A 17,133-nucleotide genomic window follows, 5' to 3' on the forward strand; every position below is an offset into this window, starting at 1 on the left:
GCGAGGAGGAACTGACAATTCTTCGAGTCAGGCCCGCAACTCGTTCGATTCGTACAGGCCCGTGGGTGAACGTCGTCCTCTTACTGGCTACCCTTGCTACCACTGTGTTCGCGGGAGCCGTTAATCGCGGCGCCAATCCTTTCGCGGATCCCTGGTCGCTGGCGCAGGGACTCCCTTTCGCCATTACGCTTCTTTCGATCCTTGGTATTCATGAACTCGGGCACTACTTCACCGCTCGACGCTATGGCATCACGGTCACGCTCCCCTATTTCATTCCCGCTCCGGTTGGGCTCGGGACCTTTGGGGCGTTCATCAAGATGAAGTCGCCGGTTACAGATCGCAGGGCGCTCTTCGACGTCGGGATCGCAGGACCGCTGGCAGGGCTGTGCGTGGCACTGCCGGCTATCGTTGTGGGTCTGCACTGGTCGAAGCTGATCACAGCAGGCTCGGCGGGACATACCGGCATCGAGCTGGGAACACCGCTCATGTTTTCGCTCCTGCAGTGGTTGACGCTGGGACCGATACCAGAGGGAGGCGACGTGCTGTTGCACCCGGTAGCTTTCGCCGGCTGGATCGGTCTGTTCGTGACGGCGCTGAATCTGCTCCCGATCGGTCAACTGGATGGCGGCCACATTGCGTATGCGCTGGTGGGTAGGCATCACCGGAGGGTGGCGATCTTCGCTCTGATCGTGCTGATCGGTATGGGCATCGCATACTGGCCGGGATGGCTGTTTTGGGCGTCGCTCTCCCTGATCTTGGGACTGAAACATCCTCCTCCCCTGGATGATGTGACCCGACTGGATGAACGTAGGAGGCTGGTGGGCTTTGCGTCGCTGTTGATTTTGCTGAGCGTGATCACACCATCTCCCTTTAATTTCTTGGAGTCGTAAGCCCCTCATCAACTTTACGCGCACGTATCTTCTGCGGTCGATCGCAGTCGCGTGGCTGCCAGGGGAGGCCCGACGATTCGGGAATTGAAGAAGCGATCGGTTTGGTTTCAGTGACGAAGGAACGACACGGAATGTTCAAGCATCTGCTGTATCGTCTGTACGAGGGGCGACTGTGTCAGGAGGTTCGAGGCGGAGAGCTGCCCCGGCACATCGGTTTGATCCTTGACGGCAATCGGAGATACGCGAGAGAGCGCGGGTATTCCACCCTCCTTGAGGGACACCGGAGGGGGGCGGAGAAGCTGGAAGAGGTCCTGAATTGGTGCGAGGAGCTTGCGATCAGGATGGTGACCGTGTGGATCTTTTCCACAGAAAATGTGTCTCGAAGTCAGGAGGAGGTGGACGGTCTCCTGGCGCTGATCGAGAAAAAGATGCACGACATTGCCCGGGATCCCAAGGTGCATCGGAAGCGGATGCGGATCAGGGCTATCGGCAAGATGGAACTCCTTCCCCAGTCCACGGTGAAGGCGATTCAGGAGGCCGAGGACGCGACGCGAGACTACGACGCCTTTTACTTGAATGTTGCCGTGGGGTATGGGGGGCGACAGGAGATCGCAGATGCCATCGCGACCATGCTCAGGGACAAAACCGCGAGAAGGATCCCGCTGGAGAAAATCATCGATGAGATCTCCATCGACGAGATCGGCAAGTATCTCTATACATACGATTTGCCCGATCCTGATCTCATCATCCGGACCAGCGGCGAGGTTCGACTGAGCGGGTTCCTGCTCTGGCAGAGCGCGTACAGCGAGTATTACTTTTGTGACGCCTATTGGCCGGTGTTCAGAAAGATCGACTTCCTCCGGGCCATTCGAAGTTTTCAGCAGCGCGAGCGCCGGTTTGGTGTATGAATGAAGAGCGGACTCCGATGTCTTGGGAGTCAGGAGGGCAATAGTATGACGTCTTTCAGACGACTGGCAGTGGCCCTGGTGCTGTGTCTCTTGGCGCAGATGGCCGTGGCCTCCCGGGCGGGGGCTGAGGAGACCACCGTCGGGGCGGATGTGTCCGCCGGCGCGGTCAGTGTAATTGCTACCGTCATCACGCTGCCGCTCAAGCTTGTTACGTGCGCTGCGACGGTGGCGCTAGGCGGAGCAGTCTACGGACTTACCATGGGGACCAGCGAGATCGTTCGAGAAGAGTTGGTGGCCGGGACCAACCAGACCTGCGGCGGGCGATTTTATGTCTCGCCTCAGCAGGTCAAGCAACTCGTGAAAGAATCAGAACAGCAGAAGTAGACGGCAGCTTGTCCATCGTCGCTCGTCGTTGTTATCAATCCATGGGGTGGCTGCCCAATGTGCTTCGGAGGCGGCAAGGCGGCTCCCCGAACCTATTGGAGGTGCCAATGAAGATGACCTCGCGGGTCGTTGTGCTTGCGCTTATGATATCTGTGGTCTTTGCCACCCAAGCCGTGGCCGGGGAACTCGCCAGCTCCTCGCCGGGCCAGAAGGCTTTGAGGGGTGCCGCCAACCTGACCCTTGGGCTATTCGTCGAATGGCCGAAGATGATCTGCTATGAGGCGCGAGAGCAGGGTCCGCTTTGGGGGATCCCCGCAGGATTCCTTTCCGGTTTTGGTCTGGGACTGATGCGGATGGGCGCTGGGGCGTACGAACTGGTTACGTTCCCATTCCCGTTCCCGGCTGATTATAAACCGCTCTTAAGCCCACGCTATCCTTTTGAACCGGGGCGGACGGTGGTATCACCCGCGCTCATCGCGCGCCCGCAGGAGGGCCATTCGTAGCAAGGGCGCTGCTGAGCGCCTTACGTGAACCGCATTCACGCAACACTATCTCTTGATCAGTCTCAACGCGACAGAATTGATGCAGTAGCGCAGATGTGTTGGCGGTGGACCGTCAGCAAAGACGTGGCCCAAGTGCGCCTCGCACCGGCTACAGCGCACCTCAGTGCGCCGTATTAGCAGACTGGTGTCATCTGCAGTGTTGATCTGCTCGGGCGCAAGAGGAGCCCAGAAGCTGGGCCACCCGGTCCCCGAGTCGAACTTTGTCTCGGAGCCGAACAATTCATTCCCGCAGCAGACGCACTGGTAGATTCCATCTTCTTTGCAGTCGTGGTATTCACCTGAAAACGGTCGTTCAGTCCCCTTTCGCCGACAGACGTAAAACTGCTCCGGCGTGAGTTGCCGCTTCCATTCCTCATCGGTTTTGGGTAGCTTGTCCTGCATTCTTGAAGCCTCGTCATTATATGGTCTTACTTCCTTCTTTCTCTGTACGCTGCCCGACACAGTATACTCTTAAAGACCGATTTTCATCTCTTGGGGGTTTGGAGCTTACCACATGATGACGGTTTTTTGGATTCAGAGCGAGCTTGACCTTTCGATTGGGGTGTGATAGCCAGAAAGCTGACATGGGCCGTCTGGCTTTCACCGTTGAGGGTAACAACTGCATGGGGATGGATGAAGGTTTCTTGTCGTCAGCCTGTCGGGTGTCCTCCACACACCGCGCCTGGGTAGAGGTCGATCTCGGGGCGATCCGCCACAATGTAGCAGCTATCCAACAACTCCTGAAACCGTCAACTCAGCTCATGTCGGTCGTCAAGGCTGATGGCTATGGCCATGGCGCTATTGCGATCGCTCGAACCGCGCTATCAGCCGGCGCCTCGTGGCTTGCGGTGGCCACGGTTGAAGAAGGAATCTACTTAAGAGGGGCGGGGATCGAAGCGCCAATTCTCCTCTTCGGCCCCACGATCTGCAAAGAGGAGATAGAAACAGTTGTCGAGCATCGGCTGCAGCCGACCGTCTGTAGTTTCGACCAAGCTCGTCGCTTTTCGGAGGCGGGTCTGGGAGCGATCCAGATTCACCTGAAGGTCGATACCGGCATGTCCCGCTTGGGAGTCGCGTGGCAGGAGGCTCAGGAGCTCTTGAGCGCGATCAGGGTCCTCCCTAATGTGACGGTTGCCAGCCTGTACAGCCACTTCGCCACGGCAGACGCCGTCGATCCCACGACAACCCGGGAGCAGTTTGAACGGTTCGCCGACTTGGTGGATACGCTACGGCGGCACGGAATCCGGCCTCCATTGGTCCATCTGGCTAATTCTGCCGCTACCTTGATGTTCCCCGACACCCACTTCGATCTGGTCCGGATCGGATTGGCTCAGTATGGTCTGTACCCGGACTCTCATTTTCAGGCAGTGGTGGCCCTTCATCCGGCCCTCTCTCTCAAAGCAAGGATCATCTTTATCAAGACGGTTCCGCCAGGGACCGGGGTCAGTTACGGTCATACTTTTCGAACAGGGCGCCGGACGCGACTGGCCACAGTGTCTATCGGCTATGGCGATGGTATCTCCCGCGCCCTCTCAAACAGGATCGACTTCCTGGTTCGCGGTCGGCGGACTCGGCAGGTGGGAACGATCACGATGGACCAATGCCTGATCGATGTCACCGACGTGCCGGAGGCGTTCGAGGGAGAGGTCGCCACGCTGCTTGGGCGGGACGGCGAGGAGTGCATCGCTGTTGCAGAATGGGCGGAGCGACTGGGGACTATCCCGTATGAGATCCTCACTGTCCTTTCCCCGCGCCTGCCGAGGATTGTTCGTAAGGAAGCAGTGTTGTAGACAGGGGCTTGACCGTATGGTATAGTTTTCTTGGTTCCTGCTCCGAGACTCACGCGAGAGTGGCGGAATGGCAGACGCGCTGGACTTAGGATCCAGTCCGCTTTTGGCGGATGGGGGTTCAAGTCCCCCCTCTCGCACCATGAATTCGGCGTCTGATTCCGGGATACTCATGAAAGTAGACATCGAAGAGATCAACAGCACCAAACGCGCGCTTCGAGTCGAATTGCCGGCTCAAAGCCTCTCGGAGAAGCTGGAAACGGCATATCTGCACCTGGCTAAGAAGGCTCGCCTGCCAGGCTTCCGTCCAGGTAAGATCCCGCGAGATCTGCTGCGCTCGCGGTTCAAGGATGAGGCCAGGCAGGAGGCCCTCAAGGAGCTAATCCCGGAAAGCTATAATCAGGCGCTTAAGGAGTCCAATCTGGACCCGATAAGCGAGCCGATGCTGGAGGAGATAGTCTGCGAGGAGGGGAAGCCGCTCAGCTACCGTGCTACCTTTGACGTGAAGCCGGCATTGCAGCTCTCCGGCTATGCGGGGATTGAGGTCTACAAGGAGAAGATCGAGGCAACGGACTCAGAGGTCGATCAAGCCCTGGAGCACCTTCGGGAGCGAGCAGCAGAGTACGTACCGATGGAAGGCTGGCCCGCGCTGCAGGAAGATCTCCTGGTGATAGACTACGAAGGCTTTGTCGGCGGTAAACCGCTCAAGGGCGTAAGTGGCCGGAACACCTCCATCCTTCTCGGCGTCCACCAGTTCATCCCCGAGTTTGAGACCCAACTCCATGGCCTCAAGAAAGCCGAGATTAAGGAGTTCTCCCTGGAATTCCCGACCGATTACGGGCGACGGGAGCTGGCTGGAAAGCGGGTACTCTTCAGGGTCACCGTCAAAGAGGTCAAGAAAAAACGGGTACCGTCACTGGATGATGATTTCGCCAAATCAGTTGGTGGGTGCGAGGATATCCAGGCGCTAAAGGAGAAGGTCAAGCAGGATCTGCTGGCGCACAAGGAGCGGGAGCAGGTGGCGCGCCTGAAGAGCCAGATCCTGGAGAAGTTGCGGGCTGTTCATCCCTTTGATCCTCCAGAGTCGCTGGTGGATGCGGAGGTCGAGGCGATCCTCGCCGATCTGAAGCGGAGCGCCGGCGGGCACAGGGCGGCCCCCGCTCAAGCCGAACAAGAGACAATGCGGACCAAGGCGAGAGAACTGGCCTCCAAACGTGTACAAAACTCTCTTCTGTTGGAATCCGTGGCGAAGCAGGAAGGGCTTGTCGTATCGGAAGAGGAATTGAATACAGAGGTGGAATCAACCGCCGCCGCCTTAAATCAGAAACCGGAGGCCTTCCACGCCATGTTGCAGCGGGAGGGGCGAATTGAGACCATTCAAATGCAATTACTGGAGCGGAAGGCGCTCGATCTTCTGTACGAGCGGGCCAATGTGGTGGAAGGGGTCAATCTCGTAACCCTCGCCTGAGCGCTACGTAAAAGGGAGCAGCACGCTATGCAACTGATTCCAATGGTTGTTGAGCAGACCAGCCGAGGCGAGCGCGCCTACGATATCTTTTCTCGCCTCCTGAAGGATCGGATCCTGTTCATCGGTACCCCGATCGATGACGCGGAGTCAAATCTGATAATCGCCCAGCTCCTCTTCCTGGAAGCCGAAGACCCCGACAAAGATATCCATCTCTATATCAACTCACCGGGCGGATCGGTGACGGCGTCCCTAGCTATCTATGACACCATGCAGTATATCAAGCCGGCCATTGAGACGATCTGCATGGGGCAAGCGGCGAGTGGCGCCGCGCTCCTGCTGGCGGCCGGCGCCAAAGGGAAGCGCTATGCCCTCCCCCACGCGCGGATCATGATCCACCAGCCTTACGGGGGGGCCCAGGGGCAGGCATCCGACATTCAGATTCAGGCGAAAGAGATCCTTCGGATGCGGCAGGAACTGGACCGGATCATTGCCAACCACACCGGCCAGCCGCTCGAGCGGATCGAGAAAGACAGCGACCGCGACTTTTTCATGTCGCCTGGAGAGGCGAAGGAATACGGCCTGATTGACGAGGTGATCTACTCGCGCGAGGGCCTTCCATTATCGGCCCCAGTCCCGGCGCAATAGATTGTATTGTCGAAACGTTGAACCAACTCGTCCGAATGGGCGTCGAACACCATCGCGTCGACAACTGTGATAAGAAATATCGTTCCAGTATCCAGGTCAATGAACAGTGTCATGTTCCAGATAGCGTGGTAGGCCTTTCACGCGGCGCTTCAAGATCGAAGCCTGGAGCGGTTAGGGGGAAGTAGATGGCCAAGGCTGTTAAAGGCGGAGGAAAGCTCACCTGCTCCTTTTGCGGAAAAAGTCAAGATGACGTCCGGAAACTGATCGCCGGTCCCACGGTCTACATCTGCGACGAGTGTATCGAGCTCTGCAACGACATCATCGCGGAGGAATGGGAGGAGGAAAAGGGTAAGAGTTTAGGTGAACTCCCCAAACCCTCCGAGATTAAATCGATCCTGGACCAGTATGTCATCGGTCAGGACCGGGCCAAGAAGAGCCTGGCGGTCGCCGTCCACAACCACTATAAGCGGGTTAACGCCCGGATGACCTTTGACGACGTCGAACTGACCAAGTCAAATATTCTTCTCATCGGTCCAACCGGATGTGGCAAGACGCTGCTGGCGCAAACCCTGGCCAAGATCCTGGACGTGCCGTTCACCATCGCCGATGCCACTACCCTCACCGAGGCGGGATATGTCGGGGAGGATGTGGAGAACATCATCCTTCGACTGTTGCAGGTCGCAGACTACGATGTGGAGCGGGCAGAGCGAGGAATCATCTACATCGACGAGATCGATAAGATCGCGCGCAAGTCTGAAAATCCCTCCATCACGCGGGATGTCTCCGGGGAGGGCGTCCAACAGGCTCTCCTGAAGATCCTGGAGGGCACCGTGGCCAATGTCCCGCCGCAGGGCGGGCGGAAGCATCCCCAGCAGGAGTATTTGCAGGTTGACACGACGAATATCCTGTTTGTCTGCGGCGGGGCATTCGTCGGGCTGGAGAAGGTCATCGAACATCGGACCGGCCAGAAGTCGATGGGATTCGGCGCCGAGATCCAGGCAAGGCGAGGAAGGCGGATCAGCGAGCTGCTGGCCAATGCGCAACCGGAAGACCTGCTTCGGTATGGTCTGATTCCTGAGTTGGTGGGGCGACTGCCGGTCATGGCGGTCGTACACGAGCTTGACGAAAAAGCGCTGGTGCGGATCCTTGTAGAACCGAAGAACGCCTTGTTGCGACAATATCAGAGGTTCTTCGACTTTGAACACGTAAAATTGACCTTTACCGACGACGCGATCGGCGCTGTGGCTCAGGAGGCGGCAAAGCGGCAAACCGGGGCCCGCGGCCTTCGAGCGATCCTTGAAGAGATCATGCTGGACATCATGTATGAGGTCCCCTCACAGTCAGGGATTGCGGAGTGCATCATCAACCGTGAGACCGTGATCGATCGGAAATCACCCATCATCCTCTATAAGAAGAAGGCCGAATCAGCCTGATCGCCAAACCTATTGCGGATTGCCGGCACCTTTCCTGCCCTTATTTCCTTCTTCGGCAATCCGCTATCCTCAATCCGATCGCTCCTCGGCACTCTTTTCTCTGCTTCATACGGATGGGGGCGAGTTTTTCTTGAACTGCTCGGAGGTGCTCAATATGAGGTCCTATATGCGGCGCCAACTGCTTCTGGCAGGCTGCGCGATGCTCCTCCTCTTGACCTCGGGCTGCGCGACGTCCGATTTCTTTTCGGCGTTCGATCTTTTTTCATCAAAGCCGATCGAGGTGCCTGCCGGCTCAGACCAGGAGTTGATGAGCCGGGCTGAGGCGGCCTTCGCCCTGAAGAAGTATGATGAGGGGCGTAAAAATCTGCAGCGCCTGATTAACCAATTTCCTGAAAGCGAATTGATCCCAGCCGCCCGCCTGAGCGTAGGTCGTGCCTACTTCGATGAAAAGAGGTACGATGAGGCGCGCGCCGAGTATCAACGGTTTATCGAACTGTTTCCGCAACATGAGCAGCTTGATGAAGCTCAGTATTATACCGGACTTTCATACTTTCGCCAGATAGAGAAGGCGGACCGTGATCAGAGTATGACCAAGAAGGCGGTGGGGGAGTTTCGGACCCTGGTCAGCGAATTCCGTAACTCTCAGTATGTGCCGGACGCGCAGGTCAAATTGGCGGAGTGTCTTCGGCAACTGGTTCAGAGAGAGCTGTACGTCGGCAAGTTTTACTTTAACCGTGAGGCGTATGGCGCCGCCATCCCGCGGTTCGAGTCGATTCTGAAGGAGTACCATGGCTCCGAATACGACGATCAGGCCCTGTACTATCTTGGGGAGTCGCTCTGGGAACTGGAGCAGAAAGGGCCGGCCAAGGCTTCCTTCCAGCGCCTCATTACGGAGTTTCCGGATTCTGATATGACGCCGCTGGCCGCGAAACGGATCGGCGTTGCCTTCGTCCAGGCTCAGCGGAGCCGTAAACCCTCCCCTAATTTTCTGAGTGACGCGTTCACCTCGATGTCCGATGCTCTTTCAGAGCTGAAGGACGCTATCGTGGACAATTCGGTCTGGCAACCCACCATCCCCTAGGATGTCACAGCAGATGCCGCCGTGTACGTATGAGTCATGCGCCTGCTCGTGATGAGAACGCGCGCATGACGCTTCAGTGAATGCGCGGGACTAGCCACTCGAATCGGCCGCCATCGCTTGGACACGAGACCCGTGCGCTGCTCCGTCAATACCATCTGCTGCCGAAACGAGGTCTCGGGCAAAGTTTCCTCGTCTCCCCGGCGATTCGCGATTTGATCCTTCGCGCGGCAGAGGTAGGCTCGGATGATCTTGTGGTGGAGATCGGCCCAGGTACGGGTGTCCTGACCGAGGGTCTGGCTGAACGGGCGGGCCGGCTGATAGCCATTGAGCGGGATCCGGGGCTCCATCGACTGCTGGCAGAGCGCCTCGGAGATCGCCCTACGGTTTCATTAATCTGCGATGACGCACTCAGCTTCGATTACGTACGCGTTCTCGGTGAAATGTTTCCAGCGCATAAACAGGCCAAGCTGGTTTCAAACCTCCCGTATTCGGTGGCCACTCCTCTGATCCTTCAGTTGATCCGGCTGCGACAGTGCTTTTCCTTTCTCCTGGTGATGGTGCAACGAGAGGTGGCACAGCGGCTCTTGGCGGCCCCCGGCGGAGAGGGGTACAGTGCCTTGACACTCCGTTGTCGCTACGAGGCGAATGCCTCAGCAGTGGCGCACGTTTCAAGGGCAGCCTTCTACCCCAGGCCCGCCGTGGATTCCACCCTGGTTCGCCTCGACCTGCTGCCCGAACCCAGGGTGGCGGTGCAATCCCCTGAATTGCTGTTTCGCATCGTGCGGGCTGCGTTCGGGCAGCGCAGGAAGATGCTGCGCAATGCATTGCTGCACGCCGGCATCATGGCGGAGCCCACAGCACTGGAGCGGACCCTGATAGATGTGGACATCGATCCGAAGCGCCGCGGCGAGACCATGAGCCTTGATGAATTCGCCAGGCTGGCCGATCATCTGTATGCGATGGGAATGTTACTGCCCACCCACCCCCATACCCCCCTCTCTCCCAGTGGGGGAGAGGATCAAGGTGAGGGGGCTGACGATGACAGATGAGAATTTCGACCGTCGGGGAGTTTGCGCTGATCGAACGGATCAGGAACCTTCTACCCAGGCCGCATGATGCCCTTCTTGGAATCGGTGACGACTGCGCCGCGTTGCGGCCCACAGCAGGTAAAGATCTTCTGCTCACGACCGACCTGCTCGTTGATGGGGTCGATTTCACACCGCAGACCATCACGCCTTTTCGTCTCGGGCGTAAGGCGATGGGAGTCAATCTGAGCGATATTGCCGCCATGGGGGGTCTGCCGCGCGCCGCGCTGGTTACGCTGGCAATCCCGCCTGATGAAGAGATCGAGTTTGTCGATGAGCTCTATCGCGGCCTCCGAGAGGAAGGCGCGCGGTTTGCGGTTGAGGTGATCGGCGGTGATCTTTCCGCTTCTTCTACTCTCATGATCGCCGTGACCCTGATAGGGGAAGTCGAGGCGGGGAAGGCCGTCACACGTTCCGGGGCGAAACCGGGGGAACGGATCTGGATTACGGGCCGGTTGGGCGCGGCGGCGGCAGGTCTCGCGGCGCTCAGGGCCGGCTGTCGCCTTCTGGACGATCAGATCGAGACGTCGTTTGAGATCTCCGAATCTCTCCGTGAGGCTATCAGGCAGGCCATCGAACGACATCTCTGCCCTATTCCAAGGGTCCGGGAGGGACGGGTTCTCGCGCAGGCTGGAGCCGCGTCAGCAATGATTGACCTGAGCGATGGGCTGGCATCGGACCTGACACATCTATGCCGAGAGAGCGGGGTCTCGGCAACGATCAGAGAGGATTGGATTCCGATCGACCCGACGGCATCAGTCATCGCGCAGCGCTTCAGCCAGGAGCCGCTCACTCTGGCGCTGCAGGGCGGAGAAGATTTCGAATTGCTCTTTACCTCTTCGTGGGATCCTGCCGATATTGCTGCCATATTCCCTGATGCTGTAACTGCCACAGCGATCGGAAAAGTTGGAGAAGCAGGTCAGGGATGTCGGCTCGAACGGCAAGATGGCAGCGTAGTTGCGCTCACTGGAGGCTACGATCATTTCCGGCGTAAATAGCGGTCAGCGATCAGCAATCAGCTTGAAGATAGCAGGGAGGGATAGAGATGCGGATGCGGAGGGGGATATTTCACGGCCTTTGGGTACTGGGATCTATTATCAGCGCCGGCTTCAGAGGAGTCGTCACGATCATGGCCTTTACCGAAGGCGGCCTGATGCGGCAGTTTTGCCTTTCGAGACGCGCCATTGCCCTCTCCTGCATTATGCTGATGGGCCTGACCGTCGGCTCGACCATGACGCTGCTCAATCTGGTTCGGGGCCAGTATTACCTGACCCGTGTGAAATATTTAGAGCGAGAAAACCGCGCGATGACTTCGCTCCTGCAAGGGCAGGCCGAGCAACTGAGCAAACTCAAGGTCGAGATGGCCAAGTTGAAGGAGTTCGAAGAGAGCGTACGGGAGGTTGCCGGTCTCAGCGTTGCGTCCGAGCTGCAGGCAAGCGAGTCTGAACCGGCCAGCGGACGCGAACCATCACGGGGCCGTCAGCCGTGACTACGCTACTGCGTCTTGGTAAAGGGAGTTGCAAGGACCGCGTCCGGTCCTAACGCTTCCTCGATCCGGAGCAGTTGATTGTACTTGCAGGTCCGTTCGGTTCGACTGAGGGAGCCGGACTTGATCTGGCCGGCGCCCGTCGCCACTGCCAGGTCGGCTATGGTTGTATCCTCGGTCTCACCCGACCGATGTGAGATGACGTTCCGGTACCCGGCAGACCGCGCCAACTCCATGGCCTGGAGTGTTTCAGTAAGCGTCCCGACCTGGTTAAGCTTGATGAGAATGGCGTTGGCAACGCCCTCATCGATCCCGCGGGTCAGCCGCCGGCTGTTCGTAACAAAGAGGTCATCGCCCACCAGTTGCGTCTGCTTCCCGAGCTCGGCGGTGAGCTCCTTCCATCCCCGCCAATCATCCTCGGCCAAGCCGTCCTCAATCGAAACAATCGGATACTGGCGGATCCAGTCGCTGTAGAAACGAATCATCCCTTCAGCGTCCCGGGTTGAACCGTCGGATTTCTTGAAGACATACTTATCCCCGTCGAAGAACTCACTCGCCGCCGGGTCGAGCGCAAGCGCGATATCGCTACCCGGCCGATACCCGGCCTTTGCGATCGCCTCCAGGATCAGCTCGATCGCCTCGACATTGGAGCGCAGGCGTGGCGCGAAGCCGCCTTCATCACCCACCGTAGTGCTGTAGCCTCTCCCAGCCAGAACACCGCCTAATTTATGGAAGACCTCCGCTCCGAACCGGATAGCGTCAGCAAAGGTAGGCGCGCCGACAGGGACGATCATAAACTCTTGAAAATCGACATTGTTGTCGGCGTGCGCCCCGCCATTGACAATGTTCATCAGGGGGACCGGAAGGGTCGTCGCTGCCGGACCGCCCAGATACCGGTATAGCGGAAGACCTCGACCGGCTGCGGCGGCCTTCGCGACGGCAAGTGAGACACCCAACACCGCATTGGCGCCCAGTTTGGCCTTGTTCTCGGTTCCATCGAGCGTGATGAGCATCCGGTCGATTGCCGCCTGCTCATCAGCCTGTTTACCCACCAGGACCGGGGCGATGAGGTCGTGGATATGGCGAATCGCCTGTTGCACCCCTTTCCCCGCGTAGCGGGCTGGATCCCCATCCCTCAACTCCAGTGCCTCGTGCCGGCCGGTCGATGCGCCGGATGGCACGGCCGCCCGTCCGATGGAGCCGTCCTCCAACACCGCGTCCACCTCTACAGTCGGGTGGCCTCGGGAGTCGAGAATCTCCCTCGCGACGAGCCTCGCGATCCGCGTCATGGATACAACCCCCTGAGTCGCTTGCCGTCAGCTACCCTCTTGATCGCCAGCATCAGCGCGGCGGTTCGAAGGTCAACCTGCTCTTTGCGGGATAACGCCACTACCCGTTGGAACGCGGCGATTATCACCTCGGATAACCGTTCGTTGATCTGATGCTCGTGCCAGAAATACTGCTGCAAATCTTGCACCCATTCGAAGTACGAGACGGCCACGCCGCCGGCGTTGGCGAGGATGTCGGGGATCACGGCGGTCCCTTTCGCCGCCAGGATCTGATCGGCCTCTGGTGTCGTCGGTCCGTTGGCCCCCTCGGCAATGATCCGGGCTCGTATACGGTCGGCGTTCTTCCGGGTGATTTGTCCTTCGGTCGCGGCAGGAACCAGGATATCGCAGTCGAGCTCAAGGATCTCCTCGTTGGAAATCCGATCGCCATCACGGTGCTGGGTGACGGAGCCTCCCTCAGCATCCTCAACCAATATCTTCGCAATGTTAAGCCCGTTTGCGTTATAGATCCCGCCTTTGCTATCGCTTACCGCAATCACACGGCAGTCTTCTTCGTACAACAGCCTGGCCGCGATGGCGCCGACATTGCCGAAGCCCTGGACCACCACCCTTGCTCCTTTCAACGGCATGTCATGTTCCCTCGCCGCCGCCTTCACAACATAGTAGACACCTCGGCCAGTAGCCTCGGCGCGACCCAGCGACCCCCCCAGCAACAGCGGTTTACCGGTGACTACGCCTGGCGTCGTGATGCCCCGGTGCATGCTGTAGGTATCCATCATCCAGGCCATGATCTGCTCATTCGTATACAGATCGGGGGCCGGGATATCCTGGTCCGGGCCGATGACGAGAAGGATCTCCGAGGTATAGCGGCGCGTCATCCGTTCAAGTTCACCCTGCGACATCCGAGTAGCGTCGCAGCAGATCCCTCCTTTTGCGCCTCCATACGGAAGGCCGATCAGTGCACACTTCCAGGTCATCAGCATCGCCAGGGCCGTTACCTCATCGAGGTCCACACCCGGATGATAACGGATCCCGCCCTTTGTCGGACCCAGGGTCAGGTCATGCTGCACTCGGAAGCCGGTAAAGACCTCGAGTCGTCCGTCGTCCATCCTGGTCGGGACCGCCACGATGAGAGACCGCTGGGGCTGCCGGAGCCGCTTGAGAATGCCCGGGTCAAGTGCAAGTCGCCCTGCCACCGCGTCCAATTGTGCCAGCGCCACCTCCAGCATACTATATTGATTTTCTTGTAACTTTGCCGTCATCCTGATGTCCTCTCGTGCTGAGTCCTTCGACATCCCGGCCGTTCGTCCTGAGCGTGTCGAAGGATACGGCTGGGATGCTCAGGGCAAGCCTGTCGAAGCATGAACGGAACTTTAAAGCCATCTCTGAAAAACTAACCAACAACAGCGCATCGAAACCGCTCGCATGTTATCACGCTCAAGGCTCTATGACCAGATGAAACACATGCGGTCACTACCTGAAGCTCCACTTTCTACTTGACACCAAAAGGCATCAGATCATCATATAGTTTCGTGAAAGGGGGAAAGGTTCGCCTTGTCACATGTTGCGGTACTTCATGGCGACCCAACGCACGTCCTGAATCGGGTAGGCCGTTGGCCTGTATCGGTCTCTAAAGCGGCTCCACACAGTTCGATTACAGGGCGCCTGGGTCGATTCGGAGGATGCACTGATGACTTTGCAAGATATTAAGAGGGTTGCAGTGCCGACTTGCAGAGAATTCAAAGTAAAGAGGCTGGACCTTTTCGGATCGCTCACGCGCGGCGAGGTAACTGCTGGAAGCGATGTCGATCTCCTCGTTGAGTTCGAGGAGCCCTATCTGCCCCCATCCAAGAGATTCTTCGGACTGCTCCATTATCTCGAAGATACCTTGGGGCGCAAGATTGACCTGCTCACGGTCAGCGGTCTCAGGAATCCCTATTTCTGCCGCAGGGTTCTCAAAGAGAGGGTGAACGTATATGGAGGATAAGCGGATGTAGAAAGATTGATCGAAGAAGAGGGTCGAACCAATAACGCACCCGACCGGTGATCCGCTAGCGCTCCCCACAAGCATATGACTCACCCTGTAGAAGGCTTAGACAAAATAAGGAGAAGATATGCAACTCACGGACAGACAGCGCGACCTTCTGGCTCGCGTCACCGATACCTTGGAACAGAATTCGCGCGCTACCGAATTAGATACGACTAAAGTCCCGCCGGAACTCTTGGCTCAGTTGATTGGGAACGATCTGGAAGATGTCATCTTGGTCGGGTTACACGTCCAGTCGCTCCTATCGCCGGCATACCCGTTAAATGCTCTGCTGCGGAGCAAGCAATTCGCACACAACTACGCTCGGTATATTGTAGCGAATTCCTTAGCCTCGGTGCCAGCCGCTAGGCTCGACGATCGGACGCGTCGGTTGGAACAGCAGTGGCAACACTTCCCAGAACTACTCGGGGCCGTAAACACTTTCCTGCAAGCCTGGTCTCAACAGACCCCTATGGTCGCTGGGCCACCGTCAGCAACAGGGGGTCCTAGCGCGGTCCCGACAGTAATCGTTCACGGCACGTACGCAGTCAACCAGACTTGGTGGCAACAGGGAACGGGCAACTTCTGGGCTTATATCAACAGCAAGGTACCCAACCTATGCGGCGGACCAAGCGCCTTCGCGTGGTCCGGCTTGAATGATCACATGGAGCGGGTGCGAGCGGCTCGCACTCTTGTCACCTGGGCAGGCAATCAGACTCTCGATGTAATCGCGCATAGCCACGGTGGCAACGTGTGTTTCCTCGCAAGCCGAATGGGCCTGAAGATCCGCAAACTTATCACACTTGGAACGCCGATTCGGACCGAATATCCCCCTGACGTGCGCCACATCGAAATAATCCACAACGTGTATTCGACGCACGACCACGTGCAGACACCAGCGGGAACAGTGCCCAACCGCCGTGGCGAGGGGCGTTCGTTGGGGGACGCTGCGAACGTAATCAATCATCGTGCCTACGATGACGGGCATGGTGGCGCGCCAGGCCATACAGATCTGCACGAGAAGGACACGTGGATCGCAAGCGGCCTCGACCCGCTTCTATGAACGGTGAAAATGGGGTCAGACCTCATTTTCACCGTTCACTCCCGCTCCGGCTGCCTGACCATAATGGATCGCTGAATGCTTCCACGCTTTCCCTCGAAAAGCCAGCCCCGACGCCTGCTTCGCCGCGAAAAGCCACGAAAAGCGCTTGACCGTCTCTCGGATTTGGCGTAATAGATCGTCAGTCACCTTAAAGAGAACGTCAGGCTTGACGTAGCTACAAGATGTCACTACACTCACAAATATGCGCTATGAATGGAATGAGGCTAAACGGCAATCCAACATTGAGAAACACGGGATCGACTTCATTGGAATCGAAGAAGTATTTGCCGGTGAGATTGTCACTATTCTCGATGACCGGTTTGATTATGGCGAAATACGATGTGTGACGGTGGGCGTGCTCAATGGGCGTGTGGTCGTCATCGCACATACCGAGACGGATGATGTCATCCGCATCATCTCTGTGAGAAAGGCAACAAAAAATGAAGCAATCAACTATTACAAAGAAATCGCACACTGATTGGAAGCGCGTCGATGCGCTGAAGGATGCGGAAATAGATTTGTCCGATACGCCGGAATTAACGCCCAAGATGTTTGCTCGCGCAATTGTCCGGCGGCGCTTAAAGCCAGTGTTGCGTAAAGAACAACTGACGCTACGCATCGATAGTGACGTGCTTGACTGGTACAGGAAAAAAGGACCAGGCTATCAAACTCGAATCAATGCCCTGTTGCGAGCGTACATGGAAGAACACCAACGAAAAAGCGCTTAACCCGCATTATTCATGAAGGTTGCTACAATCTTATTTACAGTCTTCGCTGTGGGGCGACAATACAGCCTTCGCATAGCATGATCCTAAAGGCCGGTATCGACATGGTGTCGAAGCCCATCTCACTCATTTCGCTGGTAGGAAGGTGTGCCATTCTTAGTTGAACAAGCGAAGCGACTCCCTTATGGTAGGACGGTTAGGTCCACTAACCGAGTACCCCACACAGAAAGGAGCCGCTTCATGAAAAGAGTAGTCCGAACCATGAACCAGGGCAAGGTGAAA

General features: G+C 57.6%; 19 protein-coding genes and 1 tRNA gene. 17 read left to right on the plus strand and 3 right to left on the minus strand.

What is annotated here, in order from left to right; all coding sequences use genetic code 11:
* From KGL31_02275 to KGL31_02290, 4 genes are all read left to right on the plus strand, one after another.
* The coding region (locus KGL31_02275; protein MDE2320732.1) for a site-2 protease family protein at window positions 1–890 on the plus strand (890 nt) is incomplete at its 5' end.
* Between the two features lie 131 nt (window positions 891–1,021).
* Window positions 1,022–1,798 carry a di-trans,poly-cis-decaprenylcistransferase gene (gene uppS, locus KGL31_02280; protein ID MDE2320733.1) on the plus strand — a complete coding sequence of 259 codons (777 nt, stop codon included), beginning with the start codon at window positions 1,022–1,024 and terminating at the stop codon, window positions 1,796–1,798.
* Window positions 1,799–1,843: 45 nt separating this feature from the next.
* Window positions 1,844–2,182 carry a hypothetical protein gene (locus KGL31_02285; protein MDE2320734.1) on the plus strand — a complete coding sequence of 113 codons (339 nt, stop codon included), beginning with the start codon at window positions 1,844–1,846 and terminating at the stop codon, window positions 2,180–2,182.
* A gap of 107 nt (window positions 2,183–2,289) precedes the next feature.
* Complete coding sequence (locus KGL31_02290; protein MDE2320735.1) at window positions 2,290–2,685, plus strand: exosortase system-associated protein, TIGR04073 family; 396 nt, start codon at window positions 2,290–2,292, stop codon at window positions 2,683–2,685.
* Window positions 2,686–2,730: 45 nt separating this feature from the next.
* On the opposite strand, the gene msrB is transcribed toward KGL31_02290, so the two are convergent.
* A complete protein-coding gene (gene msrB, locus KGL31_02295; protein ID MDE2320736.1) occupies window positions 2,731–3,126 on the minus strand; it encodes a peptide-methionine (R)-S-oxide reductase MsrB in 396 nt (131 codons plus the stop codon).
* Window positions 3,127–3,347: 221 nt separating this feature from the next.
* Here msrB and KGL31_02300 point away from each other — a divergent pair, with 221 nt between their 5' ends.
* From KGL31_02300 to KGL31_02340, 9 genes are all read left to right on the plus strand, one after another.
* The gene (locus tag KGL31_02300) at window positions 3,348–4,514 is read left to right on the plus strand and encodes an alanine racemase (protein ID MDE2320737.1); all 1,167 of its coding nucleotides are present in this window, start codon (window positions 3,348–3,350) and stop codon (window positions 4,512–4,514) included.
* A gap of 53 nt (window positions 4,515–4,567) precedes the next feature.
* A tRNA-Leu gene (locus KGL31_02305) sits at window positions 4,568–4,654 on the plus strand.
* 29 nt (window positions 4,655–4,683) lie between these two features.
* The gene (tig, locus tag KGL31_02310; protein ID MDE2320738.1) at window positions 4,684–5,979 is read left to right on the plus strand and encodes a trigger factor; all 1,296 of its coding nucleotides are present in this window, start codon (window positions 4,684–4,686) and stop codon (window positions 5,977–5,979) included.
* Between the two features lie 27 nt (window positions 5,980–6,006).
* On the plus strand, window positions 6,007–6,624 hold the full coding sequence (gene clpP / locus KGL31_02315; GenBank protein MDE2320739.1) for an ATP-dependent Clp endopeptidase proteolytic subunit ClpP: 618 nt from the start codon (window positions 6,007–6,009) through the stop codon (window positions 6,622–6,624).
* A 185-nt stretch (window positions 6,625–6,809) separates the two neighbouring features.
* Window positions 6,810–8,057 (plus strand): ATP-dependent Clp protease ATP-binding subunit ClpX, encoded by a 1,248-nt coding sequence (gene clpX / locus KGL31_02320; protein ID MDE2320740.1) that lies wholly within the window; start codon window positions 6,810–6,812, stop codon window positions 8,055–8,057.
* A gap of 154 nt (window positions 8,058–8,211) precedes the next feature.
* Complete coding sequence (locus KGL31_02325; GenBank protein ID MDE2320741.1) at window positions 8,212–9,138, plus strand: outer membrane protein assembly factor BamD; 927 nt, start codon at window positions 8,212–8,214, stop codon at window positions 9,136–9,138.
* An 80-nt stretch (window positions 9,139–9,218) separates the two neighbouring features.
* On the plus strand, window positions 9,219–10,187 hold the full coding sequence (gene rsmA, locus KGL31_02330; GenBank protein ID MDE2320742.1) for a ribosomal RNA small subunit methyltransferase A: 969 nt from the start codon (window positions 9,219–9,221) through the stop codon (window positions 10,185–10,187).
* Window positions 10,184–11,221: a thiamine-phosphate kinase gene (gene thiL / locus KGL31_02335; GenBank protein MDE2320743.1), complete on the plus strand. Its 1,038-nt coding sequence runs from the start codon at window positions 10,184–10,186 to the stop codon at window positions 11,219–11,221. The genes rsmA and thiL overlap by 4 nt, the downstream gene beginning before the upstream one ends.
* A gap of 47 nt (window positions 11,222–11,268) precedes the next feature.
* Window positions 11,269–11,712 carry a hypothetical protein gene (locus KGL31_02340; GenBank protein ID MDE2320744.1) on the plus strand — a complete coding sequence of 148 codons (444 nt, stop codon included), beginning with the start codon at window positions 11,269–11,271 and terminating at the stop codon, window positions 11,710–11,712.
* A gap of 5 nt (window positions 11,713–11,717) precedes the next feature.
* Here KGL31_02340 and eno read toward each other — a convergent pair whose 3' ends face one another.
* Together eno and KGL31_02350 are read right to left on the minus strand one after the other, a co-directional pair.
* Window positions 11,718–12,998, minus strand: coding sequence for a phosphopyruvate hydratase (gene eno, locus KGL31_02345; protein ID MDE2320745.1), 1,281 nt, complete (start codon window positions 12,996–12,998; stop codon window positions 11,718–11,720).
* Window positions 12,995–14,260: a Glu/Leu/Phe/Val dehydrogenase gene (locus tag KGL31_02350; GenBank protein ID MDE2320746.1), complete on the minus strand. Its 1,266-nt coding sequence runs from the start codon at window positions 14,258–14,260 to the stop codon at window positions 12,995–12,997. Before KGL31_02350 ends, eno begins: the two co-directional genes overlap by 4 nt.
* Before the next feature lie 428 nt (window positions 14,261–14,688).
* Here KGL31_02350 and KGL31_02355 point away from each other — a divergent pair, with 428 nt between their 5' ends.
* The 4 genes from KGL31_02355 to KGL31_02370 all read left to right on the plus strand — a co-directional run bounded on the left by KGL31_02355 (window position 14,689) and on the right by KGL31_02370 (window position 16,854).
* The gene (locus KGL31_02355; GenBank protein ID MDE2320747.1) at window positions 14,689–14,985 is read left to right on the plus strand and encodes a nucleotidyltransferase family protein; all 297 of its coding nucleotides are present in this window, start codon (window positions 14,689–14,691) and stop codon (window positions 14,983–14,985) included.
* Between the two features lie 127 nt (window positions 14,986–15,112).
* Complete coding sequence (locus KGL31_02360; protein MDE2320748.1) at window positions 15,113–16,087, plus strand: hypothetical protein; 975 nt, start codon at window positions 15,113–15,115, stop codon at window positions 16,085–16,087.
* A gap of 241 nt (window positions 16,088–16,328) precedes the next feature.
* The gene (locus tag KGL31_02365) at window positions 16,329–16,604 is read left to right on the plus strand and encodes a BrnT family toxin (protein MDE2320749.1); all 276 of its coding nucleotides are present in this window, start codon (window positions 16,329–16,331) and stop codon (window positions 16,602–16,604) included.
* Window positions 16,567–16,854, plus strand: a complete 288-nt coding sequence (locus KGL31_02370; GenBank protein MDE2320750.1) for a BrnA antitoxin family protein — start codon at window positions 16,567–16,569, stop codon at window positions 16,852–16,854. Before KGL31_02365 ends, KGL31_02370 begins: the two co-directional genes overlap by 38 nt.
* The last annotated feature ends 279 nt before the right edge of the window (window positions 16,855–17,133 follow it).

It is taken from the genome of Candidatus Methylomirabilota bacterium (assembly GCA_028870115.1).
Lineage (GTDB): Bacteria > Methylomirabilota > Methylomirabilia > Methylomirabilales > Methylomirabilaceae > Methylomirabilis.

Coding starts and splice junctions, on each gene's coding strand:
- KGL31_02290 (MDE2320735.1), top strand. CDS start 2,290: ATGAAGATGACCTCGCGGGTCGTTGTGCTTGCGCTTATGATATCTGTG.
- tig (MDE2320738.1), top strand. CDS start 4,684: ATGAAAGTAGACATCGAAGAGATCAACAGCACCAAACGCGCGCTTCGA.
- clpX (MDE2320740.1), top strand. CDS start 6,810: ATGGCCAAGGCTGTTAAAGGCGGAGGAAAGCTCACCTGCTCCTTTTGC.
- rsmA (MDE2320742.1), top strand. CDS start 9,219: ATGCGCGGGACTAGCCACTCGAATCGGCCGCCATCGCTTGGACACGAG.
- msrB (MDE2320736.1), bottom strand. CDS start 3,126: ATGCAGGACAAGCTACCCAAAACCGATGAGGAATGGAAGCGGCAACTC.
- KGL31_02365 (MDE2320749.1), top strand. CDS start 16,329: ATGCGCTATGAATGGAATGAGGCTAAACGGCAATCCAACATTGAGAAA.
- KGL31_02325 (MDE2320741.1), top strand. CDS start 8,212: ATGAGGTCCTATATGCGGCGCCAACTGCTTCTGGCAGGCTGCGCGATG.
- eno (MDE2320745.1), bottom strand. CDS start 12,998: ATGACGCGGATCGCGAGGCTCGTCGCGAGGGAGATTCTCGACTCCCGA.
- KGL31_02360 (MDE2320748.1), top strand. CDS start 15,113: ATGCAACTCACGGACAGACAGCGCGACCTTCTGGCTCGCGTCACCGAT.
- KGL31_02370 (MDE2320750.1), top strand. CDS start 16,567: ATGAAGCAATCAACTATTACAAAGAAATCGCACACTGATTGGAAGCGC.
- uppS (MDE2320733.1), top strand. CDS start 1,022: ATGTTCAAGCATCTGCTGTATCGTCTGTACGAGGGGCGACTGTGTCAG.
- thiL (MDE2320743.1), top strand. CDS start 10,184: ATGAGAATTTCGACCGTCGGGGAGTTTGCGCTGATCGAACGGATCAGG.
- KGL31_02355 (MDE2320747.1), top strand. CDS start 14,689: ATGACTTTGCAAGATATTAAGAGGGTTGCAGTGCCGACTTGCAGAGAA.
- KGL31_02350 (MDE2320746.1), bottom strand. CDS start 14,260: ATGACGGCAAAGTTACAAGAAAATCAATATAGTATGCTGGAGGTGGCG.
- clpP (MDE2320739.1), top strand. CDS start 6,007: ATGCAACTGATTCCAATGGTTGTTGAGCAGACCAGCCGAGGCGAGCGC.
- KGL31_02300 (MDE2320737.1), top strand. CDS start 3,348: ATGGGGATGGATGAAGGTTTCTTGTCGTCAGCCTGTCGGGTGTCCTCC.
- KGL31_02340 (MDE2320744.1), top strand. CDS start 11,269: ATGCGGATGCGGAGGGGGATATTTCACGGCCTTTGGGTACTGGGATCT.
- KGL31_02285 (MDE2320734.1), top strand. CDS start 1,844: ATGACGTCTTTCAGACGACTGGCAGTGGCCCTGGTGCTGTGTCTCTTG.